Here is a 12726-nt window from a genome sequence, read left to right as displayed (position 1 = left end):
ATGAGAAATGATACTTGGCCGTACAAATCTCTACCACTTTTGCTTTCTATGCGCTTAATATCAATGACTTACCTTCTTCATTATCCATAATTCACGTTAGTTTAACTCACCAAGCCCAGTAAGTTCTCACTACGCTTATTTTTCTTCAATAGTCAGTACAGGTAAGGGCACGCATTATGCAACTAGCCACAATAGCGGACTTTTTGTCAAGAATTCTTGACAAAAAGAAACGTTTACATATCTTTGCAAGAAACTAAAGAACTAAACATCATGGAACAATCTAAAAAAACCGCAAACTTCCAATCTGTTATCTTCGCCCTCCTGCATGCAGCCACCTATTTGCCAGCAACATGGCTGTTAAAACATGGTGTAGTTGACCAGCCGGTTTCGATATTTATTGCGATAGTGCCAATTATTACCTTCGCCATTTTTATTTTTAAATACATTAAAGACTTTTCGGTATTGGACGAAGTGAAGCAACGGGTGCAATTCGAAGCCGTTATTATCGGTTTTTCGATGACAGCTATGTTGATAATGCTATTGTTTTTGCTTAGCCTGTGTGATATATCAAACTCCGACTTCTTTGGCTATGGCCAACTGTTGGGCTATTGTTGGGGCTTTTACTTTATTGGCTGGCTCATTTCGAAAAAAAAGTACGGAGTATGAAAAACACGATTAAAGTGGAACGAGCTAAGAAAAACTGGACACAGGCCGACCTGGCCAAACACATCGGCATTTCACGGCAGGGGCTAAACTCTATTGAAACCGGGAAATTTATCCCATCTACTGTCCTTGCCTTACGGATGGCTAAAGTTTTCGATACGACGGTCGAAGTTTTGTTTCAATTGGATGATATCGAGTCGTAACACTCTTCGTTGAACACGCTCACGTATCACGAAATTTCTTTGCAAACTGAGCCAAATCAAGGCATCAATCTTTTTTTGTCTTGACTGTATTAATGTAGCTGACGACTTTATCTATGGCTGGCTTCGCGATTGGATTGGTATTACACCAGTAAAACCCTAAATGATCTAACCCCTTTAATTCAAATAATTGGGTGTCGACACCTGCATTTTTCAATTTATCAGCTAACATCACCCCTTGAGCTTTAAGGCCGTCAATCTCACTAACCAGGATTAAGCTCTGAGGATAGTGTTTAAAGGAAGGCGTCAGAAGTGGAGAGGCTAGTGGGTCGTTCGGGTTAGCATTATTTAAATACCAGCTTCTCATCAGTTCATACGGAGCGATACCTGGAGCCGTTGGGCGCAGATCGGGTGCTGGATTAACATACACACACGCTAATGGCTTGAGCTTATTGGACTTTTGTTTATACAGTATGGCCCCCAGATAATTCCCACCGCCACTGTCGCCTACCAGGATAACTTTTTTACGATTACCATGAAGATTTTCAGCCTGTTGATCAACCCAATTCCAGACTGCAAAACATTCGTTAACCGTAGCTGGAAAAGGATGTTCAGGGGCTAATCGGTAATCAATGGAGACAACTACCGACTCCGTACGATTACATAATAGCCGTGATATATGCATGTCAATCCCGGGTGACCAGACAAAGGCACCACCGTGCATATAGTAAATGATCGGCAGGTTTTTTTTGTTATTCGGATAATAGATCTGAACCGGAATGGAAGCCGTTCCCGTCCAAACATTTCGCACCTCTGTTTTAAATACATCCATTTTTGGGACAATGGTTGTTGTATCATAGCCTAGATCAAAAGACTGTCTAATCTGCTGGACAGTAGGCAGGTTATCCTGCGCTTGGCTAATGCGGGCGCCACTAGGGTTTATGGCTTCAGACACCACCGTACTTTGATTACAGGAGCTAATGCCAGACAGCGTAATGAGGGCACAAAGTGATACGTTCCAAATCGTTTTCATACAATTTTGGGAGATTGGAAGATTAGTGAAACAAAGTTTTAGGTAACGGAAATGACTAACTACTTCGATGTGCTTACTTTGAATAACCGAAAATAATATTGCCGAAGGGAGGCAGAACGGTGACTTAATATTTACCAGATTTGGCTTTAAAACCGGTAGTTAACTGCCAATATTCGGTCGTGTAAAATAATACTCATTGAAACCTAGCTCGTACAGATACCAGCTTATTTCGGGAATGTTCTGATAGCCGATTTTCTGAAAGCGTTTATTTCTGCGTATTGCTCGATCCGCTGTTTTTAGCATACGTATCACCAATAAACCGGGCATACCGACGTAGCTGCTCATCCTGATACGTTCGGCCGATGTCATCGAGCTGCTTAAGAACGGCAAAAGCCTGTTTCTGATTTTTTGTTACCACAGTACACGTATCGAAGTAGTTCAGCAGGATAATGATACGTCGGGATGGGGTCGCCTTTTGAATCTGTTGCAAAAAGTGATCGGCATTCGCACTAAAACAGGCCAGTAGACAAACTAGCAAGATCAACCATCTACTACGTAGCATTTGGCGAGCATTTTGCTATAACTCACTGAATACCAATTTTAACCAGTAATCTGTCCATTGATCAGGTCGCTTCTTTTCGTTACGTTGCTATTGCTGCCTGTTTCTGCATTCACGCAGTTGCCTACGGTGCTTACGGATAGCGCTTCAGTACACGTAAGCGCCTATGAACTAGCGCCCGACCGCAACTATACGTTTGAACAGATCCTGACCGATACGTCCATCCAGTTCGTAGCCAATGACCTTTTGCAACCGCATCAGGCTACCCAATACTGGCTTAAACTGACTATTACCAATCCATTCGACTACGCTGAACCTTACCACCTTATCGTCGAGCCGGACGTCAATAACACTCTCTATTACGTTGATGCCAGCACCAAAAAATGGATTAGCACACAGGCCGGCGCTCAACTACAGGAAAGGGTAAGGGGCTGGGGAAGACTGCCTTGTTCACTCCCGGCAAAAACAGTCAGTACGTTGTATGTCAAGGTATCCATCGATGGATTTAGTCAGGCCGATCACACTTTTAAACCAACTATCCTGCTCCGAAAAGAGATTATTAGCCTACAGCGCGACCAAACCGTATGGATGGCCTGGGTGATTGGCCTGCTGGTTGTTGTACTGTTCTTCCTCAATAATTTGTATGTCTATGTCAGCTTCAAGGATAAAGCTGTTTTCTATTACCTGATCATACAATTAGGGGGCATGATTTATCTGACCGGTCACTGGGGGTATTTCTCGGTCTTATTTTCTACGCCGGTCTTTAATTTCAGTTTACATACCGATGGCGGACTACATTTAGGCCATACCGTTCACTATTACAATTTAAATGTCCTGCTGATGCACGCAGGAATCGGGTTTATTCTCTTTGGATTTGTACAACTGACTCGTTCTTACCTGAATACAGCCCAGTCGTTGCCAAAACTGGATCGACTCTTACGATATGGTCTTTGTGGCTATCTGGCGCTCAGCGTTATAGTAGCTGGAATCAACATTGTACTGTTCGATCTGGAATATTACACCCTGGCCTATGACAATCTTTACGTATTATTTCTAATTGGCCTTACGCTGGCAACTTGCCTGACGGGCTACCGACGAAAGCTCCCCGCTGCTACACCGTTTTTGCTCGCCAACCTGTTTCCGTTGGTCTTTGTACTGGCGATTCCGTTATTTCATCTTCTGATCAGCTATACGAGTACGGATAATTTATGGCTTCCAGATCTGGCGGTTATAGCGCAGGCGCTCGGTTTTTCCATTGCTATTGTGGCCCGTACCAAATCGATTCAGCAGGCTTTAAATGCGGAAGCTATAAAATCGCAGCAATTGACAGCCGATTTACGGGAAAGCGAACTCTGTCAGCAACTTACGGAAGCGGAGAAGCAAAAAATTAGTGCAAACATCCAGTTGCTGGAGCAAAATCTGGAATCCAATCAGCGGGAATTGGCTGCCACTACGTTGCATATGGTTCAGAAAAATGAATTGCTGGCCGAGTTACAGGAGCAGGTAGAAAAATTGGCTAAACTCAATCCGAGCCTCAAACCCAAGGGCTTACATACCATCGAGGCCATCCTGAAAAATAATCTGTATGTAGATAAGGACTGGGGAAAATTCAAGCTGCATTTTGAACAGGTACATCCTCATTTTTTCGACAATTTACAGGCAAGCCATCCCCAATTGACCAGCTACGAGATTCGGCTCTATGCCTACCTTCACCTCAATTTGTCGACTAAAGAAATTGCCGCTCTGCTCAACATAGACCCTGCCAGCGTGCGTCGTGCCAAGACTCGATTAACTAAAAAAATGGCACTCTCTCCATCACTCCACGTTGTTGACCTTGACAATTAAGCCTAAAGAAGTAACAACAGCACTACCAAATTAACTAGTTGGTATAAAAATTATTTTCCTGATTATCAAATCATTACAACGGGTGTACACACTTTGTCTACACCCGTTTTTAGGACTTTGTCGATAAAAAACATTCTTTTACCGCCCAGTTAAAGGCCCATCCCATAGAAATTCCGTAGCCTGGCTTTCGGCTACCTCCCTGCTTTATCCTGCTTTTACGACGTGCCTCTCTATTAGCCAGTGGCGGCCTAATATTCAGCCTATTGGTGATAGGACAACTTGCTATGTTCATACCAACTCCATGAACTAACTCTATACCCTATGACCCTTACTTCTACTTCCCGATTGGTACTGCGGACAATTCCGGTATTGACTCCCTTGCTCATTGCCCTCCTGGTTACGACCGCATCGGCTCAGAACCGGCGTTACGTCAGTATAAATGGCACTAACGCCAACCCAGCTTCGGCAACGAGTTGGGCCACCGCTACGTCCGATCTGCAGGGAGCCATCAATTCGCTCACAACCGCAAATAGTGAGGTATGGGTAACAGCCGGTACCTACAAGCCCACCACAGGTGCAGATCGAACCATTAGTTTTAGTCTGAAGAACAACGTAGCGGTCTACGGTGGTTTTATCGGTAACGAAAGCCTGCTGACCCAGCGACCAAACAACAACCCAGCAACAGGACAGAACTCCGGTAGCATACTCTCGGGCGAGGTTGGCCTGAATGGAAATACCAGTGATAACAGTTATCATGTGGTTTATAATGGGGCAGGACTCGATAACACGGCGAAACTGGATGGTTTTGTCGTCACGGCGGGCAATGCCGACGCAGCCACCGTACCGCACAACGCCGGGGGCGGCATCTACAATACAGGCAGTAGCCCAACGATCAATAATTGTACTTTCCAGGCTAATCTGGCGCCTAGTGGGGGGGGCATGTATAATGCGAGTGGCAGCAATCCTGTACTGAATAACTGTCGGTTCCAGAACCATTCAACCACGAATGGTGGTGCAATTGCCAATAATGGTAGTAGCCCCAGATTCGTCAACTGTATTTTCCTGAACAATTTGGCCGCTAATGGTGGAGCCATACACAATACAACCAGCAGTCCCACACTCATTAACTGTAGCTTTGAGAGCAATTCGGCAGCCAGCAGTGGAGGGGCAATCGCCAATTTGACGACCAGCAACCCCAGCCTGAACAACTGTAGTTTTCAGAGCAATTCGGCGGCCAAAGGTGGGGTCATCAACAATAATGCAAGCACGTCCAGTCTGACCAACGTAGTGCTATTTGGGAACGGTGGCGCCAACACCTTTTTTAACGAGAACAGTGGCAGTATGACTATGCGCTATAGTCTGTTTGAGCCTTCTGTGACCAACTTTACCAGCGGACCTAATAATAAGACGACCACGCTCACACCCTTCGCATCCACCACTTCCAACCAGCTTAACGGCTGTGCGCTGGCTATCAATACCGGTATAAGCACCGGCCTTAGTGGCATCACTACCGATCTGGCCGGAAATCCCCGCTTCTACAATAGCGGTACAGTAGATATGGGTGCCTATGAATATCAGGGCTCTTCGGTTGCGGTGAATATTACCAGCCCCTCTACCAGCACGGCTACAGCGGGGCTGGTCTTCAACCAGAATTTTGTAGCTAGTGGCGGCAACAGTCCTTACAGCTACAGCGTGGCCAGTGGTACGTTGCCTCCCGGCCTGAGTCTGTCCACCACAGGTGTGCTGAGTGGCACACCTACACAGAGTGGGAGTTACCCGCTGATGGTGCTGGTTCAGAATGCAAATGGCTGTCAGAACGTCAGTGGTGTTTACAGCCTAACGGTCAATCCATGTATTGCCACACTTACCGTTAGTCTTCCCAGTGTAAGCACCGCTATTTTAGGAACTTCTTTCAGTCAGAGTTTCTCGGCCAGTGGTGGCAGTAGTCCATACAGCTTCAGTGTAGCCAGTGGTACGTTGCCTCCGAGCCTGAGTCTGGCCTCGACAGGTGTGTTGAGTGGCATTCCCACTCAGGCCGGCAGCTACCCGCTGACCATTCAGGCCCAGAGTGCGCATGGCTGTGTAGGGGTCAGTGGTGCCTACATACTGACGGTGAAAACAGTCCGGTACGTCAAGCCAGTAGCCAGTGGCACGGGGGATGGCAGCAGTTGGGCTAATGCATCTTCGAACCTACAGGCGATGATCAATGCGACGGGTACTCAACAGGTCTGGGTAGCCGCAGGTAACTACAAACCTACCTCAACTAACGACCGTACCATCAGCTTTGCCATGAAGAATGGGGTAGCTATCTACGGAGGGTTTGTAGGCAACGAAACCAGTCTGAGTCAGCGACCATTGATCAATCCAGTGACGGGTCAGCCCTTCAGCAGCACCCTTTCAGGCGAAATTGGCACGGTGGGCTATCCTTATGACAACAGTTATCATGTGATCTATAATGGGCTGGGGCTCGACAACACCGCCGAGTTGAACGGGTTTATTATCGCCGATGGATATGCCAGTTGGCACAGTTCACCCCACAATCTAGGGGGTGGAATGTTCAATACGGGCAGCAGTCCAACCATCACGAACTGTAGCTTTATAAACAATTCGAGTAACTCTAATGGCGGGGGGATGTACAATTATGCCAGCAATCCAATTCTAGCCAATTGTAGCTTCCAGACCAACTCTGCCAGTGTCTATGGTGGAGGGATGTACAATGAAAGTAATAGCAATCCGAGCCTGATCAACTGTAATTTCCAGAGCAATAGTAGTCAATTTGGCGGGGGAATGACCAATCTGTCTACTAGCAATCCAATCCTGACCAACTGTAGCTTTCAGAGCAATTCAGCTAGCTATGGCGGTGGGGCAATATCCAATTATTCCAGCAATCCTATTCTAACAAACTGCAGCTTCCAGAGCAATGGGGATGGTGATTTTAGCAATGGTAGAGGAATGTATAATTATACCAGCAATCCAACCCTGACAAACTGTGTGCTGTTTGGCAATGGTGGAGCCAGCACTTTTTCTAACGAGAATGGTAGCAGTGTGACCGTGCGCTTTAGCCTGCTGGAAGCCTCTATAACAGACTTTACTGATGGAGGTGCTAATTTATCCACCGCCATTACTCCCTTTTTATCCATCACCTCCACTCAGCTTCACAGTTGCTCGCCAGCCATTAACGCTGGTCTCAATTCGGCTACCACCCTGAGCGGCATCACCACTGACCTTGCCGGTAACGCCCGTTTCTACAACGGTGGTACGATCGATATGGGAGCCTATGAGCATCAGGGGAATTCCAACGTACTGACGGTGAGTACTCCTACCCTCAGTACGGGCACCGCAGGGCAAGCCTTTAGTCAGAGTTTCTCGACCAGTGGTAGTAGTGGCCCCTACAGTTTCAGTGTGGCCAGCGGTACGTTACCAACCGGCTTGATTTTGGCCACCACGGGCGTGCTGAGTGGCACACCCGCCCAAAGTGGCAGTTACTCGCTGACCGTGCAGGTCAGGAGTGCCAATGGATGTACGGCAGGAAGTAGTGTCTATAGCCTTTCGATAGGGCCATGTAATTCCACAATTACCGTGAGTCGTCCCAGTGTGGATAACGTCCTCGTAGGCGAGTCATTCAGTCAGAGTTTCACGGCTAGTGGTGGCACTGGACCCTACAGTTTCAGTGTGTTCAGTGGTACGTTGCCTCCAGGCTTGAGTCTGGCCACCACGGGCGTGCTGAGTGGCACACCCACTCAGTTTGGGAGTTATTCGCTGACCGCTCGAGCCCAGAATGTAGATGGTTGTGTGGGGATCAGTAGTGTCTATAGCCTGACAGTAAACGCAATCCGGTTCGTAAAGCCCATAGCCAGCGGCAGCGGAGATGGCAGCAGTTGGGCCAATGCATCTTCGGACATACAAGCGATGATCAATGCTACAGGTACTCAGCAAGTCTGGGTAGCTTCGGGCACCTACAAACCTACTTCCGGCCCTGATCGTAACACAAGCTTTCGGCTAAAAAATGGTGTAGCAATTTATGGAGGGTTTGTAGGCACCGAAACCAGTCTGGCCCAGCGACCCACTGTCAATCCGGTGACAGAATCACCTTCCAGCAGTACCATCTCGGGCGATATTGGCACGGTGGGAAATAGCAGCGACAACAGTTATCGTCTGTTTAACATGCTTGATGTTGACAACACGGCGGTGCTGGATGGCTTTGTCATTACCGGGGCTAACTCCAATTATAATGACACGTTTGAGGCTGCGGGTGGGATGCAAATTGCTCGTAGCAGTCCAACCATTGTCAATTGTAGCTTTGAGTACAATAGAGCTATTAAAGGTGGCGGGATGGCTATTGTTTCGTATAGCACGCCCCAAATTATCAACTGTCGTTTCCTGAATAATTCGGCGACAGAGAATGGTGGAGGATTGTATAATGGATTATATAGTACGCCTATCCTGACCAACTGTAGCTTCCAGAGCAATTCGGCTACGAATGGTGGAGCCATATTCATTGAGACTACCAGCACCCCAACCATCACCAACTGTAGCTTCCTTGGCAATTTGGCCAGCTTTACTGGTAGTGCGATATACAATTCAAGTAGTAATACTGTTCTGGTAACCAACTGTAGCTTTTTGAACAATCTGGGCTCTATCGGTAGAGCAATGTACAATTTTGGCGGTAGCTCCATCCTGACCAACTGCGTGCTATTTGGCAATGGTACCAGCACTATTGCTAACACGGCTGGTGGAACATCGACCTTGCGCTATTGCCTGGCTGAACTTAATACCGTAGCGGGTATTGCTAATGGAGAAAATAACAAAACGACTATCCTCAATCCCTTTATATCCACCACTTCAACCCAGCTTTACAGTTGCTCCCCGGCCATCAACGCTGGCATCAACTCGGCCGCGGCCTTAATTGGTATCACCACCGATCTGGCCGGCAACCCTCGCTTCTACAACAGCGGTACAGTAGATATGGGTGCCTATGAGTATCAGGGAAACCCCACCAGCTTGACGGTAAGCATACCTGGTAATGCTACGGCTTCGGTAGGATTTCCTTTTAGCCAGACCTTCACGGCTAGTGGCGACAACGACCCTTTCAGCTTCAGTTTGGCTAGTGGTACGTTGCCTCCGGGCTTAAGTCTGTCCTCGACGGGCGTGCTGAGCGGCACTCCCACATCGAGTGGTACTGGTTCATTCCGTATTACCGTTCAAGCGGCCAGCAGTGGCGATTGTAAGGCCGCTAGCAGCACCTATGAATTGACAGTGAATGCAACTCGCTACGTTAAGCCCATTGCCAGTGGCACAGGGGATGGTTCAAGTTGGACGAATGCTTCGTCTAATCTACAGGCTATGATTAACGCTACTGGTGTACGGGAGGTTTGGGTGGCCGCTGGGCTATACAAGCCCACTTCTGGCTCGAATCGTGCGATCAGCTTTAATCTGAAGAGTGGCGTGGGCGTCATAGGAGGGTTTGTTGGCAACGAAACCTCTGCGGATCAGAACCCTTTTTTTACCCCGACGACGGGTCACGGTGGGGCATCGCAGCCCGCCAGCAGCACTCTATCGGGCAACATTGGCTCGGCGGGCAGTTCTAGCGACAATAGTTATCACGTAATTTATAATGGTCCTGGCCTGGACAACTCAGCGTACCTGACTAACTTCATTATCGCGGACGGCAAGGCTAATGGAGCCTCTTCCCCACATAACAAGGGGGCTGGAATGTACAATGATAACAGCACTCCTATGCTGGTTAATGTTAGCTTTGAAAACAACTCGGCTGTTTATGGGGGAGGAATATACAATACGAACGGTGGTTATCCGATCCTGACCATCTGTAGCTTTCAGAGCAATTCGGCTTCCCTCGCTGGTGGAGCCATTTACAATTATGGCACTAATCCCTACCTGACCAATTGCAGCCTCCAAAATAATTTGGCACCTAATGGTGGGGGGATATATAATGAAAGTAGCAATCCGAATTTGAATAATTGTGTATTATTTGGCAATGGGGGGGCTAATACATTGTATAGTCAGTCCGGTAGCACGATCGATGTTAACTACAGCCTGTTGGAGGGTTCGGCAACAGGCTATAGCGATGGAGGTAATAACTTAACAACCACGATCTCTCCCTTTGCATCCACCACTTCAACTCAGCTCCATGGTTGTTCACCTGCCATTAATACCGGCACCTTACGGGAGCTGGGCGAAGGATACCGCACCGATCTGGCGGGAAATCCTCGCGTCTACGGCGATCGGGTCGACATGGGAGCCTATGAATATCAGGGAGAGCCCGCCAGCCTGACGGTGAGTATACCTACTATCAGTACGGCTAAGGTAGGAATTCCCTTTAGCCAGAGCTTCACGGCCACTGGCGACAGCGGACCTTATAGTTTCAGTCTGACCAGTGGCACGTTGCCTGAAGGTTTGGCTTTGGCGTCGACGGGTGCGTTAACAGGTATGCCCACTCAGGCAGGCAGTTACTCGCTGACCGTGCAGACTCAGAGTACAAATGGCTGTACAAGCGTTAGTGATGTCTATAGTTTATCGGTGAACCCAACAGACCCGATCAGCGGATTTGAAGCTAGCCCGGCCAGCGTGTGTTTGGGTGGTGTATACGCATTAACCGCAGTCATAGGTAACGTAACAGGTGAATATGCCTATACGCTTACCAATGGTGCAATGAGCACTGCTGGTACCAGTAGCAATCTCACCTTCAGCCAAAGCCTGACCGCAACTGAGCCCGGAAATCAGACCTTTACGTTGATCATTACGAATAATGAACAGACTACCACGGCCATCGCCAGCCTAGTAGTGAATGCTACACCCATCGCCACCCTGTCGGCCAGTGGTACGCTCACCTGCACCCAGACCAGTGTGACACTAACAGCAGACGGAGGTAATACGTATCAGTTCTCGGGCCCGGGCGTTTTGAACCAATCGGCTAACGGAGCAGTGATCAACGTAGCAGGAACGTATTCGGTGACGGTCACCTCAGCCAGCGGCTGCTCGGCAACGAGTAGCACTACCGTTTTCTCTAGGACAGAGGCTCCCACAGCCACACTTTCGACCAGTAATACGCTCACCTGCGCTCAGACTAGCGTTACGTTAACGGCCGGAGGTGGTGCTACGTATCAATTTAGCGGCTTAGGCATTCTTAGTCAGTCGGGTAACGTAGCAATAGTGAACGTAGCGGGAATCTACTCCGTAACCGCCACCGCTCCCAATGGCTGCTCGGCCAGCCAAACAACCACCGTTTTCGCCAACTTGGAGGCTCCCACGGCCACGCTGACGGCCAGCGGCACGTTGACTTGTTCCCAAACCAGCGTTACGTTAACGGCCGGAGGTGGAAATACGTATCAATTCTCGGGTCCGGGCGTAGTAAGTCAATCAGATAACGTAGCAGTTGTCAACGTAGCAGGCACCTACTCTGTTACGGTAATTGGCGCTAATGGATGCTCGGCCAGCCAAACCGCACTCGTTCATTCCAATTCAACCATACCGACCCTGAGCATCCAGGTCAGCTCGACGGCGCTCACCTGCGCTAATTCTTCCTTGAGTCTGACGGCCATTGGCACAGGAACGTATCACTGGAGTACAGGTACCACTACGTCCATGATCAGTGCTACGTCGGCAGGCACTTATTCTGTTACGTTAACAGGCGCCAACGGTTGTATGGCTACTACTTCTGTCCAGATATTCCAGGACAATACCCCTCCTACGCTCAGCATTGCCCCATTGACCGGTACTGTGTTGAGTTGCGCGACATCGTCAGTGAGCCTGAGTGCCGTCGGCAATGGAACGTATCGTTGGAGTACCGGTGCCACTACGTCCAGTATATCGGTGAGTGTAGTCGGAACCTATTCCGTTACATTAACGGCCGAAAATGGCTGTACAGCTTCGGCCAGTACCAGTGTTACCTATCAGAACTGCCCACCCACAGTAGTCAATGTCATTCCGCCCCAGTCTGCTACGTTGGGGAGTACGTTCAGTTATACTATTCCAGCCAATACGTTCACCGATGCCGAAACGCCCAATAGTCTTACACTGTCGGTAATGGGCTTACCCGCTGGACTCAGTTTTGTTTCGCCCAGGACCATCACGGGTATGGTGTCCACTACAGTGGGATCACCTTTCAGCGTAACGGTTATCGCCAGCGATCCGGGGGGTTTGTCGGTGCGAACGAATTTCCAGCTAAATGTGATCGTTGCCGGTGGTTGTAGCAGCATGTACACGGTGAAGGCGGGCAATTGGAATGATGCCAGCGTGTGGTCATGTGGGCGTGTACCAATAGCTACCGATGCCGTGCAGGTGAACCATGTCGTCAACCTATCGGGCAGTTATCAGGCTCAGGCTTTGCGGGTGAAATATGGAGCCGGGGGGCGACTCTCATTCAATGCCACCAGTCGGCTCAAGTTAGGAATGCCGTAAACGTATCG

6 protein-coding genes are annotated in these 12726 nt (G+C 48.6%); 4 read left to right on the top strand and 2 right to left on the bottom strand.

The genetic code is table 11. The annotated features are described in order from the left end of the window. Positions 1-270 precede the first annotated feature (270 nt). Together IC229_RS06390 and IC229_RS06385 are read left to right on the top strand one after the other, a co-directional pair. Entirely contained in the window at positions 271-666 is a 396-nt protein-coding gene (locus tag IC229_RS06390; RefSeq protein WP_190886098.1) for a hypothetical protein, read from the top strand. Beyond that, positions 663-866 (top strand): helix-turn-helix transcriptional regulator, encoded by a 204-nt coding sequence (locus tag IC229_RS06385; protein WP_190886097.1) that lies wholly within the window; start codon positions 663-665, stop codon positions 864-866. The genes IC229_RS06390 and IC229_RS06385 overlap by 4 nt, the downstream gene beginning before the upstream one ends. 64 nt (positions 867-930) lie before the next feature. Here IC229_RS06385 and IC229_RS06380 read toward each other — a convergent pair whose 3' ends face one another. Further along, positions 931-1896 carry an alpha/beta hydrolase gene (locus IC229_RS06380; RefSeq protein WP_190886096.1) on the bottom strand — a complete coding sequence of 322 codons (966 nt, stop codon included), beginning with the start codon at positions 1894-1896 and terminating at the stop codon, positions 931-933. 265 nt (positions 1897-2161) lie between these two features. Next, positions 2162-2458 (bottom strand): hypothetical protein, encoded by a 297-nt coding sequence (locus IC229_RS06375; RefSeq protein WP_190886095.1) that lies wholly within the window; start codon positions 2456-2458, stop codon positions 2162-2164. A 57-nt stretch (positions 2459-2515) separates the two neighbouring features. Between IC229_RS06375 and IC229_RS06370 the strand changes: the two genes are divergently transcribed. Both IC229_RS06370 and IC229_RS06365 read left to right on the top strand, forming a co-directional pair. Then, complete coding sequence (locus IC229_RS06370; protein ID WP_190886094.1) at positions 2516-4300, top strand: 7TM-DISM domain-containing protein; 1785 nt, start codon at positions 2516-2518, stop codon at positions 4298-4300. Between the two features lie 321 nt (positions 4301-4621). Next, positions 4622-12718, top strand: coding sequence for a beta strand repeat-containing protein (locus tag IC229_RS06365; protein WP_190886093.1), 8097 nt, complete (start codon positions 4622-4624; stop codon positions 12716-12718). Positions 12719-12726: the final 8 nt, after the last annotated feature.

The organism is Spirosoma profusum (assembly GCF_014699005.1).
GTDB classification, from domain to species: domain Bacteria; phylum Bacteroidota; class Bacteroidia; order Cytophagales; family Spirosomataceae; genus Spirosoma; species Spirosoma profusum.
Note: the sequence above shows the minus strand (reverse complement) of the source record. Positions and strands in the feature narration are given on the sequence as shown.

Excerpts from the sequence above, each read along its gene's own strand:
- IC229_RS06375 (WP_190886095.1), bottom strand. The coding sequence starts at position 2,458 with ATGCTACGTAGTAGATGGTTGATCTTGCTAGTTTGTCTACTGGCCTGT.
- IC229_RS06390 (WP_190886098.1), top strand. The coding sequence starts at position 271 with ATGGAACAATCTAAAAAAACCGCAAACTTCCAATCTGTTATCTTCGCC.
- IC229_RS06385 (WP_190886097.1), top strand. The coding sequence starts at position 663 with ATGAAAAACACGATTAAAGTGGAACGAGCTAAGAAAAACTGGACACAG.
- IC229_RS06380 (WP_190886096.1), bottom strand. The coding sequence starts at position 1,896 with ATGAAAACGATTTGGAACGTATCACTTTGTGCCCTCATTACGCTGTCT.
- IC229_RS06365 (WP_190886093.1), top strand. The coding sequence starts at position 4,622 with ATGACCCTTACTTCTACTTCCCGATTGGTACTGCGGACAATTCCGGTA.